The organism is Catenulispora sp. GAS73 (assembly GCF_041262085.1).
Taxonomy (GTDB): Bacteria; Actinomycetota; Actinomycetes; order Streptomycetales; family Catenulisporaceae; genus Catenulispora.
The window spans coordinates 159768-177338 of record NZ_JBGCCM010000014.1 but is presented as its reverse complement, the minus strand read 5'-3'; the positions used below and the strand labels follow the sequence as shown (position 1 = coordinate 177338).

Below are 17571 nucleotides of genomic sequence, written 5' to 3'. Positions count from 1 at the left end.
CTCGCAGACCCCGAACCACCTCGCTGGCGGTCACGCCGATTACGGCCATGCTGATCACGGCCGCAGCGTTGAGTGCTCCTGCGGCGGCATGGGCCGCTGCTCCTGTCGACTCCGCCGCCGGCAGCTCTCACACTGCTGCCACATCGGCGGTACCGACCGTGTCGCCGGCGGTTTCCGGGCCCGCCGTCGTCGTCCTGCCGACCGGTGACCGGGTCGTGGTCGGCGCGGGCACCGGTACCCACGCACCGCTGACGATGGAACAGGTTCCCGGCGGGTCCGATGCGTTCGCCAGCGTCCAAATCGGCGGCGACCGGTACGTGATCCCGTCCGAAGCGGCGCCGTATGTGGGGCGTTCGCTCGACTTGTCGTTGTTCGACGTGACGAAGCCGGCCGCCTCGGCCTCCGGTCCGAGCACCCGTATCCCGGTGCGGCTGAGTTTCGCCGCAGGCATCACACCGACCGCGCCGGCAGGCGTCACGGTCACCTCGGTCAGCGGGCAGTCCGCGACCGGGTATCTGACCCCTGATTCCGGAAAGGCGTTCGCGCAGGCGCTGCGCGACTCGATCAAGGCCGACCTCGCCGCGGGCCGCCGGGCCGGAACCGGGCCCTTGGTCAGCGGGCTGACCTCGATGGCCACGCCGGGCGCCGGCACCACGACGCCGGTCCAGCCCCACTACCCCTTGCACATCCTGCAGGTGAACACGCTCGACGGCACCGGCGCGCCGTCGGACGTGCCCATCGTCTTGGTGAACACCGACAACGCACGCGCCTTCGCCGCGCAGCTACGATCCGGCCAGGGTGTCGCGCGCGTCGCAGTACCCGCCGGAGACTACGCCGCGTTCAGCTACGATGCCGTCTTCAACGCACAAGCCGATACCGTGCGGTTGAACATCGTCACGCAGGACGGCATCACGGTGCCGGCGACCGGGGCGGTCCCGGCGGTCACCATCGACGAGCGCACCGCGACCAGCCCCGTCACCTTCACCACACAGCGGCCCTCCTCCGAAGAGGCTGGGTACGTCACGGTCGGCCGCCAGGACGTGTCAGGCGTCGGTCTGTCGTTGACGGAGCTCGCGTTGGGCCCGATGTCGATCTACGTCAGCCCGGAGTCCGAACCCGCGATCGGTTCCCTGGCCTACATCGTGAACTGGGTCGGCGTCAGCCCTGCCACGGCCGCCAGCACGTACCGGTACAACCTCGCCGTGGTCTCGGACCAGATCTCTGCGAACCAGGCCTACGCCCCCGCAGACGACTCGCTGGCCACGCTGCACCACACCCTCAACCTCGACCCCGCCTACGGTTCGCTCCAAGCCGAAGTCGGCAGCGGATTCGACGCGCGCTACGGGCCGATCACGTTCTTGTTGCTGGTGTCCGGTACCTCGACCACCGAATACCTCACCGGCGGTCTGCGCTGGTTCAGCACGATGTCGCCGCCGGGCGAGGCGTACATCGTCCTCAGCGACGACGCCAAACGGTACGACGCCGGCCAGACCGACACACGGACCTGGGCCTACGCCCCGGAGGCACCGAACTTCGGCACGCACCCGGCGCCGGCGCCGGGAAACGCCTTCGGCTGCCAAGCCTGCACTGGCGCGGGGAACATGACCGTGACCCCGGGGATGCTCGGCGACCGCCACCCGGACACCGAAGGCGTCGACTTCGGCGCTGACGGCACCGCGCAGCTGTACTGGAACGGGCAGCTGGTCTCCTCCGACACCAACCGCTACGGCTACAACCTCACCAACGTGCCCCCGGGCCCGGCGACCGTCCGTGCCGTGTTCGACTACGACCGCACCGCCACCGGCATCACGCAGTCCACGAAGACGCACACGGACGTCACCATCCCGTACTCGGGCCGGACCGATCCGTCGATGACTCTGCCGGCAGGTGTCGACTGTCCTCCGGCCGACGCCGCCGACACGCCCTCGGTCCCGTGTCAGATCCTGCCGGCGCTGACGTTGAACTACCAGCTCAACGGCTTGGATGCGCAGAACACCTCGCACTCGCCGATCCAGAACCTGGTGCTGCACGCGGGTCACCTGTCCTACGGCGGCGTGGGCTCCCGGGCTCGCATCGACTCCGCGCAGGTGTCAGCGTCCTTCGACAACGGCGCCACCTGGCAGGACGTCCGCACCCACGGGTTCGACGGAACCTACGCCGCGCACTGGGCGAACACGGCCACCGGCAGCCCGGTCCAGCTGCGCGTCACTGCCACCGACTGCCTCGGCGGCTCGATCACCCAGACCATCGCCAACCCCTACACCGTCGGCTGACGCCACGATGAGCCCTGCTTCGGCTCCTACTGCCACCCCGCCAGCACCCGCATGCTCGGCGAGAACGCGATGTCCGTCGTCGACTCCGAGCTTCGGGTCCACGGAGCGGCGGACCTGCTGCGGAGCTGAGCCGTTCTCAACGGTGGGCGCCGGACAGCGCGCCGTCGAGCTCTCGCCGGGAGGAGATCCCCAGCTTGGCGAAGGTCTTTCCGAGATGCCACTCCACGGTGCGCGGGCTCAGGAACAACTGCGCGCCGATCTCAGCGTTCGAACGTCCGGCGGTGACCAGCCGGGCGATCTGGGCCTCCTGCGGGGTCAGCACCGGCGGACCGACCGTGCGCTTGCGGACGGTCTCGCCGGTGGCGAGCAGTTCCCGGCGGGCTCGCTCGGCGAACACGTCCATGCCCATCGTCGCCGCCGTGTCGTAGGCGGCCCGCAGTTCGGTCCGGGCTTCGCCGCGGCGGTTCCGGCGGCGGAGCCATTCGCCGAGCAGGAGTCGGGACCGGGCCTGGAGGACGCCGAGTTCGCCCCGGTCGAAGTGCGCGATGGCTTCGCGGTAGTGGCGTTCGGTTGTGGCTGCGTCGGCGGCGGTTTGGTCACCGTCGTCACCGTCGTCGCCTTCGTCGGCGCCGTCGGCTTCGGTGAGAGCCTGCGCGAGCGCGTAGACGCCCAGGGCCCACGGCGTCCCGGCCCGAGCCCAGGCCGCCAGCCCGTCGCAGGCCTCGCCGGCCGTCGCCCGGTCGCCGACACGGACCGCCGCCTCGACGAGTTCGGTCCGCGCCCAGTTGTGCAAGGCAAAGTCCTGATACTCCAAGCCCTTGCGAGCCGCCTCCACCGCGAGCGGATAGTTCCCCAGGCTGTTGTGCAGCACCGCGCGCGCGAAACCCGCCAGGGCGAGCAGGCGCCCCGTGCCGCGTTGCGTCGCGGCGCGCTCCAGCGCGTCGACCCGGCCCAGGGCCTGCTCCTCCCCGCCGCGGTACACGCCGAGCATGGCGGTGGCGAGCGTGGAGCCGGTCAGGCCCATGGCCTCCTCGGCAGCCGCCGCCTCAAGGATCAGGCCCCGAGTCTCGGCGAACCGCCCGGCGTGGTTCAGGGCGATGATCCGGTAGGTCAGCGCGGTCGGGATCAGGGACAGCGTGCCGGTGGACCTGGCGAGGTCGGCCGCGCGCTCGGTGATGCGCAGACAGGCCTGCAGATCGCCCAGCTCCAGGCCGGCAGCCACGGCAAGCCACAACATCCCGGAGTCGGCGTCGGTGTCGGCGGCGTACGCGTCCAGCACCTGCCGCAGGAACGGGGCCGCAGCGGGAGGACCATCGAGGTACCACACGGTGAACGCGCGCAAGAACGCCCCGGCCATGTCGTCGCCGGGTGGCAGCTCGCGCGCGGCCTCGACGGTCCGCCGCATGCTGTCCGGATCGAGCCGGCCCGCCCACATGGCCGCGCCGAGCGCGGACAGGCAGGTCTGGCGGGCGGCGGCCGGGTCGAGCTCGCGGAGCTGGGCGGTCGCGGCCAGCAGCGGCTGCACCGCCCAGGGGCCGGGGTTGATCATGTACGACGCCTTGGCCCGCAACCGCGCGGCCTCAGCCTGCTGCCGCCGATCCACCGGCCCGAGCTCGGCGGCGGCGAGCAGGTCCGGCACCCGGGCCGGGGCGCCGGCGGCAAGGTGGGCCGACGCGGCGGCCAGCGCGCGCCGCGCCCGGTCCCGCGGTTCCGGGGTGAGCGCGGCGGCACGTTCCAGGAAGGAGGCGGCCGCGGCGCGGCCACCGCGCGCCATCGCCCGCTCGGCGGTGCGTTCCAGTGCGGCGGCGACATCCTCGTCGGGGCCGATCGCGGCGTGCGCCCAGTGCCAGGCCTGCCGGTCCGGGTCGCGCTCGGCGTCGGTGGCCTCGGCGAGCGCGCTGTGCACCGCGCGCAGCGTGGCGGTGTCGGCGTCCCGCCACACCGCCGAGCGGACCAGCGGATGCCGGAACCGCACCGGCGCACCCATGGTGATGAGACCCGCGGCCTCGGCCGGCGCCGCGGCCTCCGGCTCGATGCCCAGCAGCTTGACGGCCCGCCACAACAGCGGACCGTCGCCGACCGGCTCGACAGCGGCGGCCAGCAGCAGCGTGCGGGTGTCGGCGGCCAGCGTGTCGATGCGCCGGCGGAAGCCGGCCTCGACCCGGGTGGCCAGCGGGGCGACGCCGAGCCCGCCGAACCCGAACGCCAGCTCCGCCGACGTCAGGGCGCGGGGCAGCTCCAGCAGGGCCAGCGGGTTCCCGCCGGTCTCGGCGATGATGCGGTCCCGGACGCGGTCGTCGACCGGTGCGGGCAACGCCGAGTCGAGCAGGGCCCGGGCCTCGGCGTCAGCCAGCCCTCGCACCGGAAGTTCGGGCAGGCCGGTGACGCCCGTCCCGTCGTCGAGGATCCGCTCGGCGAAGACCAGGGCCACCGATTCGGCGTCCAACCGGCGGCCGACGAAGGTGAGGATCCGCTGCGACATCAGGTCGAGCCACTGGGCGTCGTCGACCAGGCAGAGCAAAGGGGATTCGGCCGCCGCCTCGGAGAACAGGCCGAGGACGGCCAACCCGACGAGCAGCATCTCCGGCGGGTTGCCCGCGCTCAGGCCGAACGCGACGCGCAGCGCCACCTGCTGGACCGGCGGCAGCCGGTCGATGTGCGACAGCAGCGGGGCGCAAAGACTTTGCAGGGCGGAATAGGCGAAATCGGTCTCGGCCTCGACGCCGGCCGCGCGGACGACCCGCATCTGCCCGGCCTGCGCCGCCAGGTGGTCGAGCAGCGCCGACTTGCCGATGCCGGCCTCGCCCCGGAGCACCAGCACCTGGCTGCGTCCCTGCCGCACCTCGCGCAGGAGGCGGTCGAGTTCTTCCCGCTCCCGGCTCCGTCCGAGCAGTTGGTCCTTCGCGGCCTGTGTGATGGGGTCTTCGTTCACCGGTGAGTTTCCTGGTAGGGGTCCCCCTGCCGGGGAGCTCTGCCCTCATCCTACGAACAGCTGTCCGCCGGGCCCCGGCCTGGGCCGGCCCACCTACCCCAGGAACTTCAGCAGCTCCGCGTTGACTTCCTCGGCATGAGTCCAGCACAAGCCGTGGCTCGCTCCCTCGATCGCCTTGTACTCACTCCCCCGGATCAGCGCGTGGGTCCGGGGTCCGCACGCGTCGATCGGCAGAATCCGGTCGGCCGTGCCGTGCAGCACCAAGACCGGGACGTCGATCTTCGGCAGGTCGGCGCGGAAGTCCGTGTGCCACGTCGCCACGCACGCGATCGTGCCGGTCGGCGACGCCCCGACCGCGGTGTTCCAGCAGTCCTGGACCTCCTCCGGGCTGATGAGCGATCCCAGCGTCTGGTCCAGGTTGAAGAAGTTCTCGTTCCACTCGGTGAAGTACGCCGCGCGGTCCGCGGTCAGCGCCGCCGCGATCTGGTCGAAGACCTCCATCGGCACGCCGTCGGGTGTCTCCGGGGTCTTGAGCAGGTACGGCGGGACGCCGGAGATGATCGCGGCCTTGCGGATCCGGGCCGAACCGTAAGCACCCAGATACCGGGCGATCTCGCCGCCGCCCATCGAGTGCCCGGCGAGGTCCGCGTCCTGCAGGTCGAGCGCCTGCAGCAGCTTGTCGAGGTCGGCCGCGAACGTGTCGTAGTCGTACCCGGTCGACGGCTGGCTGGACCGGCCGAACCCGCGGCGGTCGTAGCTGATGACCCGCCTCCCGGCGGCCAGCAACGCGCGCTCCTGGCGCTCCCAGGCCCGGCCGCTGAGCGGGAAGCCGTGAATCAGCACCACCGGACGCCCGGAGCCGTGGTCTTCGTAGTAGAGGTCGATCGACGCGCTGTTCTCGTGTCCCACGGTGACGAACGGCATGGCGGAGGCTCCCTTTCCGGGCGATTCGGTTGGTGGATCGGCGCTGTGACCGACACCAACCGCCACCCTTCCCCCGGTCGTGGGGAGGCGCTTGCCGGACATCACCCGACCGGTGCGCGGCCGACCCGCCGACCAGCGGATTCCGCGTGGCGCGACAGGCTGCCGTTACGCCGATCGGGTGATGGCCGACGGTGGCTGGCGGACAGCGGGACCGCTGAGATCCCGGACGCCGATGGCGTGTTCGCCCACGTAGCCGGCTCGGCCTGGGCCTGAGCAAAACGAGGCGTTGCTCGCCGATTCACGGACATGCCAGACTCTGACCGATTCCGTCGATCGAGGGCTGGGGGGCGGATGCTCCAAGAGCTGGGCTTGGATGCCATATCAGAGCACGTCTATCGGGTGCTCCTGGAGGAGCCGACGCTCCAGGAGACCGCGCTGGCTCAGTCCCTGAACGTGGCCCAGGCACAGATCGACACCGCGCTGGAACGGCTCACCGATCTCGCAGTGCTGCGAACGTCCCGGGACGATCCGAGCAAGCGGTATCCGGTGAGCCTGGAACGGTGCGTCGCTCTGCTGCGGCGTCGGCAGGAGAGCGAGCTCGAAGCGCGGCGCAAGGCGTTGCTGGACGGCGAAGCGAGCGCCGCGGTCGTCGTCGAGTCCTCCGCGCGCCGCCGGTTCCAGAATCCGACGGCCTTCCAGCACGTCACCACGCTGGACGACATCCAGAACCTTGTGGAATCCCTGACTCAGTCGGCCCGTACCGAAGTCTGCTCCATGGTTCCGAACGTGATGCCCGAAGAGTCGCTGGAAGCCGCTCGCGACGGGGATGACGAGATTCTCAGACGCAAGGTCAAGTTCCGGGCCCTCTGCCACGACAAAATCCGTTCCAACGCGGCGGCGATGGCCTACGAGCAGCGCTTGCTCGCCCAGGGCGCCCAGATCCGCACCTCCACGGTGGTGCCGATGCGGGTGTTGATCGTCGACCAGGCCAATGCCGTCATACCGTACAACCCTGATTCCCGGGAGGAGGGCGCGATCCTGACCGTGGTGCCCGGCATCGTCAGGTCGCTGTACGAGCTGTTCGAGCGGTGCTGGGACGACGCCAAACCGCTGGAGGCCACGCCCCGGTTCGATGACGCCACCGGTCTGACCAAGTCCGAGACCAAGCTGTTGACGATCCTTTCCAACGGGCTCACCGATGAGGTCGCAGCCAGACGGTTGGGCGTCTCCGTCCGCACTGTGCGGCGCCGAATGGAAGATCTGATGCGCCGTCTCGACGCCGGCTCGCGGTTCGAGGCCGGTTACAACGCAGCGAAACGCGGCTGGCTGTAACCGGCCCTGCGGGGCCGTCGGCCATGGTTCTGGCGTCTCAGAGGTTTTCCAGTACCCGCATATTTCTCAGTACCCGTACTCCCGCCAGCGGTCGAGCACCCGCTGCTGGACGTCCTGCGGCCATCCGTTGGCGAAGCTGCCCTTGACCGGGCGGTCGCCGTTCGGGAAGAGGTCGGCGAGCAGGCAGTTGTACAGCACCTTTCCGGCTCGGTAGGAGTGCGCCTCGGCTTCCGACAGGTACACCGACAGTTGGACGTGCGGCTCGGCCGGGAAGTGGACTTCGCCGTGCTCCGGGTGGGCGCGGGTGGCGAAGGCCCAGACGACGTCGTCGACGTCCGTGACGTCGATGTCGTCCTCGACCAGGAGGATCTTGGGGGCGCCGTAGCCGGCCTTGCCTTCGAAGGCCACTTCGCCGATCTTGCGGGCGAGGTCGTTGGAGGGGATCGCGGTGGTCTCGTGCCAGTCCGAGCGCAGGGCGATGATCAGCCAGTGCATCGCGGATTCGTAGGAGAACCAGGTCGAGGACACGGGCAGGCCCGCCGCGCGGAGTTTGTGGAGGATCTCGGCGGCGTGCATCGTGCCGGACAGGGTGTGGTCCTCCTCCACCGGCGGGCCGGCGGCGACGACCGGCAGGATCGCGTCGTGCCGGTGGGTGATCGCGGTGACGTGGAAGACCGGCTTGGGCGAGCGGTCGGTGGCGTTGTAGCCGGGGTACTCGTTCATCGGGCCCTCCATCACCGTCTCGTCGAAGGCGATGTGACCCTCGACGACGATCTCGGCGGTGGCCGGCACCAACAGATCGACGGTCTCGGCCGGGACCACCTCGATGCCCTCGCCGAACAGCGCGCCGAGGAAGTGCGCCTCGTCCGCGCCCTCGGGCAGCGGGTAGGCGCCGACGAACGGCAGCCCCGGCTCGACGCCGAGGGCCAGCGCGACCGGCATCGGCTCGCCGCGCTCGGCCCACTGCGCGCGGATGACGCCGAGGTGCTGCGGCGCCGGGATCAGGCAGGCCAGGGTCTTCGCGTCGTGGATCATCATCCGGTTGACGGACCAGTTGGTCCACGACCCGTCCGGGGTCTTGGCGATGTTCATGCCGTAGGTCTGGAGGTAGCGGCCGCCGTCGTTGCCGTGGATCAGCGGCGTCGGGAACCGGAACAGGTCGACGTCCTCGCCGAGCATCACGTTCTGCTTGCACGGCGCCGAATCCCGGTCCACGACGACCGGCGGGATCCCCGGCTTGTCCCGCGCGGCGACGACCGTCTCGATGATCTCCTGGCCGCCGGCGTCCGCGGACAGCCCGAGCGACAAAGCGATCCGAGCCAAGGGATGCGCCGAACCGGACAGACCGCCCGGCGCGCCCAGGACCCGGAACCCAGACCCCTGATAGCCTGTGATGTTCGTGAACAACGGGGCCGGGGCCCGCAGATCATAGGAGCGGCGGATCACCGCCCCGATCTCCAGGTTCCAGTCCACCTCGGCGTCGATCGGCTGGACCTCGCCGACCTCTTCCAACTCGGATATGAACTCGCGCAGGCTTCGCAGGTGCTTCACCGGTGTTCCTCTCATGTCATCCTGTCATCCGCCCCATCGGGGCAGGTCGGGCACGTCGATCCCGAGCAGGTCCAAAGCCCGCCCGACGGTGTGCTCGACGATGTCGTCCACGCTGTCGGGCCGTAGGTAGAAGGCCGGAACCGGCGGCATGACGACGCCCCCGGACTCCGTCACGGCGGTCATCGCCCGCAGGTGCCCGAGCGTCAGCGGCGTCTCGCGGACCAGCAGCACCAGGCGGCGGCGCTCCTTCAACGTCACGTCCGCGGCACGGGTGAGCAGGTTGTCGCCGTGGGAATAGGCGATCGCCGACAGGGTCCTGATGGAACACGGCGCCACCACCATCCCGGCGGTCCGGAACGATCCGGAGGCGATGGCCGCCCCGATGTCCGCCGGCCGGTAGGAGACGTCTGCCATGGCCGCGAGGTCGCGGGCCGACAGGTCGGTCTCATAGGCGCGGGTCTGCTGCCCGGCGGGGGTGACCACCAGGTGCGTCTCGACCCCCGCCTTCCGCGCCAGTTCGAGCAGCCGCACACCGTACGCGATCCCGGTCGCCCCGCTGATCCCCACGACGAGCCGAGCCGGTTCCATCGGCGCTACCTCCATGTCTGTGGCCTGATCGCCCTGCCCAGTGTCATCCGGAGCGCCGTGCCCGGTCCAAGACCGGTTGGGGCACCTCGGGATACCCTCCGGGTATGGCGATCGATCTCCGTCTCATGCGCTACGTGATCGCCGTGGCCGACGAGGGCGGCTTCCAGCGCGCGGCGGAGCGGCTGATGATGGCGCAGCCGCCGCTGAGCCGGCAGATCCGCGACCTGGAGCGCGAGCTGGGCGTGACGCTGTTCCGGCGACGGCCGGCCGTCGCCCTGACCGAGGCGGGACAGGTGTTCGTCGCCTCGGCCCGCGCGATCCTGGCCGAGGCCGACCGCATGGTCGAGCAGACGGTCTCGGCGGCACGCGGCGAGCTCGGCACGGTGCGCGTCGGCTACATCCACTCGGCGGTCTTCGACACCGTGCCGCAGCTGGTCGCGGCGATGGCGGAGAGCTATCCCGGCGTCACCGTCGACGTCCACGAAGGCTGGAGTCCGGCGCTGGACAGCGCACTCTCGGACGGCGAATACGACCTCGTACTCTCGCGGGACATCCCGGAGCGCCCGACCTACCGACGCGAGCTGCTCCGCGCGGAGCGCCTCGTCGCAGTGGTCTGCGAAAACCACCCGCTGGCCGAGCGCGGCGAGGTCGCGTTGCGGGAGTTCGCCGGACAACGGTTGTGTCACCCGGCGCGCCGTTTGGCGCCCGGCCGTCACGACTTCATGATGACGGCTTTGGAAGGGACCGGAGAGCGCTTCGAGTACTGGGAGAGCCCGGTCCACGGCCTGGGCCACCTCGATCTCTGCGACAAGCGCAGCTTCGCGCTGGTCCCGGCGAGCGTGGCCGGCCGCGGGCCGATCGGCACCGCGGCTGTGGCGATCAGCGACGACCTACCCACCCTCGACCTGCAGCTGGTCTGGCGGCGGGACAACGACTCCGCCGCCCTCGCGGTGCTGATCGGCGCCGCGCGGGATCTCGCGCGGCGCCGCGGCTGGTGCTAGGGCACGTTTGAGAAGCGGGGTCACAGCCAGTCGTTGATGGCGGTGGTCTGCACGGTGGCCTTCTTCAGCCGAGGCTTTGTCTTTACGTGGCCGACTGCGTGGTTCCACCGATGTGGGGCGACCGGCGGGACGCGAAACTGGTGGGCGGCTCATGACACGCAGCATTCTGCGTCACCGAAAGAAGCGCTCACATCACGGAGTCCTTAGTGCACACCAAGAACATCGGGCTCGCCGCCGCGGCGTTCACCGTCGCGTTCGGCACCGCGGCGTGCGGGACGTCCGGCAGCACGGCGGCGACGTCGCATCCGAAGCCGGCGGCGACCCCGACCACGGCTCGCAGCGCCGGCCCCTTCGACGGCAACCAGCTGAAGGCCGCGCTGCTGGACGCGTCAAACTGGGGAAGCGGCTGGACCGACATCGTCGACGGGCCGCTCGTCAAGACCAGCGGATTCGGAACGATCGCCCAGATCCCGTCCGAGCCGTGCACGGTCGCGTTCGGCACGGGCGCCGCACGGAACGGCGCGGTGGCGTCGGTGGAGGACATCGTCGACTCGCACACGGGCGACATAGCGTTTCAGAACATCTACCAGTACGGCCCCGGCGACGCGGCCACCATGATGACCGACACCGCCAAGAAGATGGACAGCTGCGGGACCTTCAAGTACACGGCCGACGACAACTCCACCACCACGGACGTAACCCGCGAGCAGCCAGTCCCCGGGCTGGGCGACCAGGCGATCAAGATCGTCGTCACGTCCGTCAGCCTGCAGAACCCCGAGAATTTCGAAACCCAGCTGTGGGTGCGCTACGGCGACGTCGTCATTGACGTGAGGTACGACTCGTCCATCTCCGCCCACGCGGACGGCTACGACCTGGCCGGCAAGGCCAAGGCCATCGAGGCCAAGCTCGGGAAGACGGCCACCGGCTGAGCACTCGACTTCTCGGACACGGTCTAGATTTCGGGCTGGCCGGGGAAGTCCCGGGCGGCCAGCCACATCGTGACTCGCCGTTTTCGGCATCGGCCCGGTAGAACGTCGCCGGCATCGGCATTCCTTCCCACCCGATGCCGCACCCCGTCGATCAGCCTGCGCTGGAACAACGCCGGCCGGCCCGTCGCCGCCACCGGCAACAACGGCTCCAGCGCCGCCCACTGCGCATCACTCAAGTCCCCACGCGCCACACCGAGATGATCCCGGTGCGGCGCGATCAACGCGACAGGGTTCTAAGGCACGCCGTAGAACGCGCGGCATGCGTGAAGGCTGATACAGCATGCTGATACCGCGTCCGACGATCGCGTGAGCGTCGGGTCAGGAGTTGGAGTACACGCGGCCGGGCGTGATCAGGACGGCGGTGCGCCGCTCTTCGAGCATGACGCGGTCGTAGGTCGGCCAGTCGTCGTGGGTGCCGCCGGCCGCGGTGAAGATGGCGCGCAGGAGGAGTCGGAGCGCCTCGCCGTCGATGCCCGCGTAGGGGTCGTCGGGGCCGATGAGCTCGGCGGTTCCGTCGACGGTCGCCCATTCCCAGCCGGTGCGGGCGGTGAGGGTGGCGTGCGGCCGCGCGCGCAGGTGAGTCAGCTTCCTGCTGCCGCCGATCGCCACGTAGGCGGCCACGTCGTGACCGAGGGTGGGATGGGCCAGCACCCCGGCGTTGACGAGGGAGGAGTGGATCGTCTGGTCTGCCCTCAGCGTGGAGGCCACGCACAGGCCGTGGTCTCCGGCGGCGACCCGGGCGAAGTCTGCGAGTTCTGTCACGTCTGGAGCCTAACGACGGCGGTGGGTTCAGGGCGGGAGGACGGCGCCGGCGCCGATCGTCAGACCGGCGTCGAGCCGACATGCACGATCTCGCTCTGCCACCGGCCGCGCGGCTGCTGGTACAGGGACCAGTAGTGCTCGGCGACCAGGGCGGGATCGGAGTCTGTGCCCGCGACCATGTGGCAGTCGACGGTGACGGTCGCGATGTGGATGCCTGCGGGTCCGTACTCCTCGTCGAGGAGGTGGGTCAGGGTACGTATGCCTGCCTTGCCCAGGGACAGGCTTGTGTATCGGGCGTCCGGGCGTGGCATGCCGCCGGTGAGCAGGATCGTGCCGTGGCCCTGTCGTGCCATCTCGGGTGCGATGTGGGTCGCGCTCTGTAGGGCGCCGAGGACGTTCACCGTCCATGCTTGCTGGTGCTGTGCGATGTCCAGTTCGCCGGGGCGGTCCCGGCGGATGATCGCCGCGTTGTAGACGAGGACTTCGGGGACGCCGTATGCGGCGGCGGCCGCGTCGAGGGCTGCGCGCAGGGCCGACTCGTCGGTGCTGTCGGCTTGCAGTGGCAGGGCTTTGAGACCCTCGCCGTTCAGCGAGTCGGCCAGGTCCAGGACGCGGGGACTGCGCGCGATCAGGGCGACCGGCATGTCCTCGCGCGCGAACCGCCGCGCCACGGCGGCCCCGAGGCCCGGACCCGCACCGATGACGACCGCTCCTGCCATGGGAATCTCCTCATCTCGCCTCGTGTTGGGTGGCTCGACGCTAGGACCTGACATCCATGTGAAGTTCAAGGCTATGTGACGGAGGTCACACGTGCAGATCGGGGAACTCGCGGACCGCACGGGGGTCGCGCAACGGCTGCTGCGCTACTACGAGGAGCGCGGGCTGCTGACGCCGCGACGCACCGGCGCGGGCCACCGCGCGTTCGAGGAATCCGACGTCCCGCGCGTCGAAATCATCCGGGCACTGCTCGCGGCGGGGCTGAACACCGCGACGATCCGCATCGTGCTGCCGTGCACCGAATACCAGGTCGGCCAGCTGGTGCCGACCTGCCCCGAGATGCTCACCCACCTAACAGGCGAACGGGATCGGCACGCGGCGTCCATCGCGCAGCTGGAGCGCTCGAAGGAGGCAATCGCTGGCATTCTGGCCGCGGCACCGCCAGAGCTGAGCGATACCGTCCGGCACGCTGCGCTGCACGGCGAACCTCAGTGAAGGGACCCGACTTGTACTGACTTCCCGAACCGACAGCCACGCCGCGAATCAGGCTGAGCAAACCTTCTGGACCATGGTGGCGAACAGCGTGGGCCGCATGATCTTCATGAAGGACTGATCACCCGTGTCGGGGGTGCCGGCGGCCGTCGTGCGGGCGGCGAACCACAGGAGGCCCCAGTCTGCCGTCCAGGTTCGGGGGGCGGTGCAGCTGGAGAAGGCGACGTGGATCGTCGCGGTGCTGGTGCGGCCGGGGGTCAGGGGCAGGGGTGTGTCGGGGCTGGTGACGGTGACTTCCCGGGACTGGGCGATGATGCCGTCCACGCTCCAGGGTGCTTCGCCGGCGGCTGCGAAGGCGAAGGTGAGGTCGAAGCCGAGGCCGGTGCTCGCGGGGTGAGGGTGTTGGGTGGTGTCGACGGAGACCACGTACACGTTGTTCGTTCCGGGTCGGCAGTGTGTGGCTTGATCGTGGGAGAAGCGGTCCCAGGTGGCGCCGGCGAGGGGTGTGTCGTAGCTGCGGCGCATGTTCGTGTCCTGTGGGGAGCCGACGCTGTAGCGGATCGTGATCGGCAGGACGGGTATGGAGTCGCAGGCGAAAGGCAGCGTCATCGGTAGAGATAGCGTGCTGCCCGCTGCGATCGTTCCGGGTGGCCACGTCGAGGTGGTGCCTATCCGGGCGCCCGTGGCGTCGAAGACGTCTGCGGTGACGATGTCCAGTTGGGACGTGGCCCCGTTGGCCAACTCCAGTCCCAGTACGGCGTCGCCCGCGCCGGCGTCAGACGTCAGCGTCGTCCCGGTGATGCGGACCTTGGCGAGGTCGGCGTTGACTGCGACGGACGTTGGTAGCGGGTTCGGAGTCGGGTGATGGATGCGTGGCGTGGGCCATGCGACGACGGTCAGGGCTGCCACGGCGGCCAGTACCCCGGCATTACGCAGGCCACGTGGCAGACGCCTGATGTGCCAGGGCCTCCGACCGTCGGCGCCGATGGTCTCGCGATCGGCGGCTGCGATGCGCGGGCCCTCACCGGGTAGCGCCGCGTCGTCATCCACCAGCTCGGCGACGAGTTCGACGACGAGTTCGTAGTCGTCGGGGTCCGGCTCCCCGGGCGGGCGCGTCGGGTCCGTCGGGCGCTTCGATCCCATCGCCCCATTGTCCCGTCCGAAGGGAACCGGCCGCCAGGGGTGTGCTCAGTAGTAGATGGGACCGAGCGCGCCACCGCTGGCGATGAGCGGGTCGCCGTTGAGGGCCACGCTGAGCGGGCTGGCCAGGAAGGCGACCACCGCGGCGACCTCGTCCGGGGTGACGATGCGGCCGATGGAGATGGACGCGGCGAATTCGCGCTGGACCTCTTCGAGGGTCAGCCCGCGGGCGGCGGCGGTGGCCGCGAGGGCCTTGGTGCCGGTCTCGGTGCTGGTGGCGCCGGGGTGGACGACCGTGACGTTCACGCCTTGCGGGCCCAGCTCGTCGGCGAGGTTCTTGGTCAGCGCGGCGACCGCGACGTTGCGCACCGATCCGACGACCGAGCCGGTGCGGCGGGCGGCGGTGCCGCCGATGTTGATGATCCGGCCCCAGCCGCGGTCGACCATGCCGGGCGCGAACGACCTGGCGCAGCGCAGGTAGCCGCGCACCTTGACGTTGATCTCCTCCTCCAGCGCCGACTCCGGGATCACGCCGGGGTTGGTCCTGGCCGCGTTGTTGACCAGGATGTCGACACCGCCCAGCCGCTCCTCGGCGACCGCGGCCATGACGGCCACCGAGGCGTCGTCGCCGGTGTCCGCCGCGATGCCGATCACGCGCGCACCGGTGGCGTCGGCGAGCTTGGCCGCCTGCTCCTGCGCGGCGCGGCCGTCACGGCCGACGAGCGCCACGGCGGCCCCTTCCCGGGCCAGCGCCGTGCCCACCGCCAGGCCGATGCCCCGACTGCCGCCGGTGACCACGGCCCGCTTGTCGTTCAGTTTCAGAGGGCGGATTGCGACAATTCGCGGCGCGCTGAGCTGCATGGCGGCGAAGCCGCAGTGGCCTGATGAGCGGCGCCTGGCGTCGCCAGACGACCTTTACAGCCAACCAGGATGCGGCAGGCCGTCTGTCTAGCCATGCTTGCTCCTAGACCGTTTCGCTCGTTCTCGAGGTCAGCTGCGGTTCCGCATACCGCAAATTGTCACAATCCGCCCTCTCAGATCCACGGTGGGTTCTCCTTGGTGCGTCACGGTTTCGTCGGCTCCTCAAGATTCTTGCCCGAGTCGCGCTCCGGCGCCTGACGAACCTCGGGCAGCCGACGAAGCCTGCCGCCTAATGCCAGTCCCACCGGATGCCGACGATGCCCGGCGGGACCGGGTCGACGTTGATGTGCACCGCGTGGTGGCCGGTCATCGGCAGTTCGTGCTCGACCGCGCCCCGGTACGCGAAGCAGGCGACCGGCAGCCGCGCCGGGTCGAAGCGGACCTGGAGCGCGTACTGTCCGGCGGGGAACCGGAAGCCGCGGTGGAAGTCGCGGCACTCGACGGCGGCGCGATCCGTGACCGCGTACCGGATCAGGTGGGTCTGGTCGGGGCGCAGCGTCAGGTCGAAGAGCAGCTCGGCGACCAGCAGGCCGGCCTCGGCGTCGCGGCGGACGCGGCCGAGCCGGCAGTTCTCCAGCGCCTCGACCTCGATCCGTCCGATGTCGGCGCCGGGGTCGGCGTCGACGATGGCGACGTAGCGGTCGACGCCGTCCTGGTGCGCGCGCAGGATCTGGAAGTTCTCGCGGCGCGGCGAGCAGCCCTGGCCGTCGATCCAGACCTGTTCGTGTTGGGCGGCGATGTGGAGCTTGGTGTCGGCGACGGTGCCCAGGGACGCGAGCAGGTCCGTCAGTGCGGCCCAGGCGGGGAGGATGTGGCGGTACTCCCGGGAGCCGGCCGGCAGTCCCACGCCGTGCCCGCGCGGCCGGGGTGGTCCGAGCAGGACCAGCAGCGAGTCCGAGGGCAGCCCGAGGATGTCCTCCAGGACTGAGACGGCGCGCAGCGACGAGGGTCGCTCCGGTCGGCGGCGGCCGTTCTGCCAGCAGCTCAAGGTGGCGACGCCGACCCGGACACCGCGTTCGGACAGGCGGCGCTGAAGGCTGTCCAGCGACAGGCCGCGCGCGGCGACGGCGGCGCGGAAGGCCTCGGCGAACGAGCCGGTGCGCAGGGCTGTCGCGGTGGTGGGCGAACCGGTGTGAATGTTCACAGTGAGACAGGCAACTGCGGTGTTCAGGAGGCTGTCAAGGTGTGCTGACCGGGGGTTGGCCCGACGTTCACACCGGCCCGGGCTGTAAACGGCCGCCACCGCCTTCACCGTGTCGCCGTGCCGGCCGCCTGAGCACTGTTCCCGCTGGTCAGAGCGGACCTACGCTCACGCCACCATCCACCCGGACGGACTCGAAAGGAGTCCCGCGTGTCCCCCACACTTCACGCCAAGCGTCCCGGACGATTGCGGACCGCCGTGATCGCGACAGCGGTGGCGTTGCTCACCGCCGTCGCGGTGCCGGCTTCGGCAGCCACCGCCAACCAGCTGAACCTCACCATGCAGTCCCAGCAATACTCGAACTGGTGCTGGGCCGCCTCCGGCAACACCGTCGCCGCGTTCTACGGCTACAACTACTCGCAGAACCAGTTCTGCGACATGGCGTTCGGCAACTCGCTGAACGCTCCGTGCTCGAACTCGCAGGCGTCGCTGGCCGACGACCAGAACGCGTTCCAGCAGATCGGGATTTCGCCGGGGAACTACGTCACCGGCTACCTGTACTACTCGTCGATCATCCGGGAGATCGACGCCGGGCGACCGGTGATGGCCCGGATCCAGTGGTCGTCGGGCGGCGGGCACATGGAAGTGCTCTACGGCTACGACCAGAGTCGGGGCTGGGTCTACTGGGGCGACCCGTGGCCGTCCGACAATCGCTACAACTGGGGCTCCTACAACTACTACGTGAGCAACGGTTCGTTCTCGTGGACGCACTCGCTCGACTACATCGGCGCGTGAGGAGGCAGCAGAC

The 17571-nt window shown here is 70.2% G+C and carries 16 protein-coding genes; 6 read left to right on the top strand and 10 right to left on the bottom strand.

Annotated elements, in window-relative coordinates; translation table 11 throughout:
- The first annotated feature begins 47 nt into the window (after nt 1-47).
- The gene (locus tag ABH935_RS22345) at nt 48-2273 is read left to right on the top strand and encodes a hypothetical protein (protein ID WP_370379860.1); all 2226 of its coding nucleotides are present in this window, start codon (nt 48-50) and stop codon (nt 2271-2273) included.
- A 136-nt stretch (nt 2274-2409) separates the two neighbouring features.
- On the opposite strand, the gene ABH935_RS22340 is transcribed toward ABH935_RS22345, so the two are convergent.
- Entirely contained in the window at nt 2410-5205 is a 2796-nt protein-coding gene (locus tag ABH935_RS22340) for an AAA family ATPase (protein ID WP_370379859.1), read from the bottom strand.
- A gap of 93 nt (nt 5206-5298) precedes the next feature.
- The gene (locus tag ABH935_RS22335; protein WP_370379858.1) at nt 5299-6129 is read right to left on the bottom strand and encodes an alpha/beta fold hydrolase; all 831 of its coding nucleotides are present in this window, start codon (nt 6127-6129) and stop codon (nt 5299-5301) included.
- A gap of 369 nt (nt 6130-6498) precedes the next feature.
- Here ABH935_RS22335 and ABH935_RS22330 point away from each other — a divergent pair, with 369 nt between their 5' ends.
- Entirely contained in the window at nt 6499-7461 is a 963-nt protein-coding gene (locus ABH935_RS22330) for a LuxR C-terminal-related transcriptional regulator (protein WP_370379857.1), read from the top strand.
- A 66-nt stretch (nt 7462-7527) separates the two neighbouring features.
- Here the strand turns inward: ABH935_RS22330 and ABH935_RS22325 are convergent, their stop codons facing one another.
- Together ABH935_RS22325 and ABH935_RS22320 are read right to left on the bottom strand one after the other, a co-directional pair.
- Nucleotides 7528-9012 carry a UbiD family decarboxylase gene (locus ABH935_RS22325; RefSeq protein ID WP_370379856.1) on the bottom strand — a complete coding sequence of 495 codons (1485 nt, stop codon included), beginning with the start codon at nt 9010-9012 and terminating at the stop codon, nt 7528-7530.
- A 24-nt stretch (nt 9013-9036) separates the two neighbouring features.
- Nucleotides 9037-9600 (bottom strand): UbiX family flavin prenyltransferase, encoded by a 564-nt coding sequence (locus tag ABH935_RS22320; RefSeq protein ID WP_370379855.1) that lies wholly within the window; start codon nt 9598-9600, stop codon nt 9037-9039.
- Nucleotides 9601-9704: 104 nt separating this feature from the next.
- Between ABH935_RS22320 and ABH935_RS22315 the strand changes: the two genes are divergently transcribed.
- Entirely contained in the window at nt 9705-10601 is an 897-nt protein-coding gene (locus ABH935_RS22315) for a LysR substrate-binding domain-containing protein (RefSeq protein ID WP_370379854.1), read from the top strand.
- 206 nt (nt 10602-10807) lie between these two features.
- On the top strand, nt 10808-11530 hold the full coding sequence (locus ABH935_RS22310) for a hypothetical protein (RefSeq protein ID WP_370379853.1): 723 nt from the start codon (nt 10808-10810) through the stop codon (nt 11528-11530).
- A 23-nt stretch (nt 11531-11553) separates the two neighbouring features.
- On the opposite strand, the gene ABH935_RS22305 is transcribed toward ABH935_RS22310, so the two are convergent.
- From ABH935_RS22305 to ABH935_RS22295, 3 genes are all read right to left on the bottom strand, one after another.
- Nucleotides 11554-11811 (bottom strand): transposase, encoded by a 258-nt coding sequence (locus tag ABH935_RS22305; protein WP_370379852.1) that lies wholly within the window; start codon nt 11809-11811, stop codon nt 11554-11556.
- Between the two features lie 97 nt (nt 11812-11908).
- Nucleotides 11909-12352, bottom strand: coding sequence for a pyridoxamine 5'-phosphate oxidase family protein (locus ABH935_RS22300; RefSeq protein ID WP_370379851.1), 444 nt, complete (start codon nt 12350-12352; stop codon nt 11909-11911).
- A gap of 59 nt (nt 12353-12411) precedes the next feature.
- Nucleotides 12412-13071 (bottom strand): SDR family NAD(P)-dependent oxidoreductase, encoded by a 660-nt coding sequence (locus ABH935_RS22295; RefSeq protein WP_370379850.1) that lies wholly within the window; start codon nt 13069-13071, stop codon nt 12412-12414.
- 91 nt (nt 13072-13162) lie between these two features.
- Here ABH935_RS22295 and ABH935_RS22290 point away from each other — a divergent pair, with 91 nt between their 5' ends.
- On the top strand, nt 13163-13564 hold the full coding sequence (locus tag ABH935_RS22290; RefSeq protein WP_370379849.1) for a MerR family transcriptional regulator: 402 nt from the start codon (nt 13163-13165) through the stop codon (nt 13562-13564).
- Nucleotides 13565-13612: 48 nt separating this feature from the next.
- Here ABH935_RS22290 and ABH935_RS22285 read toward each other — a convergent pair whose 3' ends face one another.
- The 3 genes from ABH935_RS22285 to ABH935_RS22275 all read right to left on the bottom strand — a co-directional run bounded on the left by ABH935_RS22285 (nt 13613) and on the right by ABH935_RS22275 (nt 16766).
- Complete coding sequence (locus tag ABH935_RS22285; protein ID WP_370379848.1) at nt 13613-14704, bottom strand: hypothetical protein; 1092 nt, start codon at nt 14702-14704, stop codon at nt 13613-13615.
- A 45-nt stretch (nt 14705-14749) separates the two neighbouring features.
- A complete protein-coding gene (locus tag ABH935_RS22280; RefSeq protein ID WP_370379847.1) occupies nt 14750-15499 on the bottom strand; it encodes an SDR family NAD(P)-dependent oxidoreductase in 750 nt (249 codons plus the stop codon).
- Nucleotides 15500-15851: 352 nt separating this feature from the next.
- Nucleotides 15852-16766, bottom strand: coding sequence for a hypothetical protein (locus ABH935_RS22275; protein ID WP_370379846.1), 915 nt, complete (start codon nt 16764-16766; stop codon nt 15852-15854).
- Nucleotides 16767-16973: 207 nt separating this feature from the next.
- Here ABH935_RS22275 and ABH935_RS22270 point away from each other — a divergent pair, with 207 nt between their 5' ends.
- Nucleotides 16974-17558 carry a papain-like cysteine protease family protein gene (locus tag ABH935_RS22270; RefSeq protein WP_370379845.1) on the top strand — a complete coding sequence of 195 codons (585 nt, stop codon included), beginning with the start codon at nt 16974-16976 and terminating at the stop codon, nt 17556-17558.
- The last annotated feature ends 13 nt before the right edge of the window (nt 17559-17571 follow it).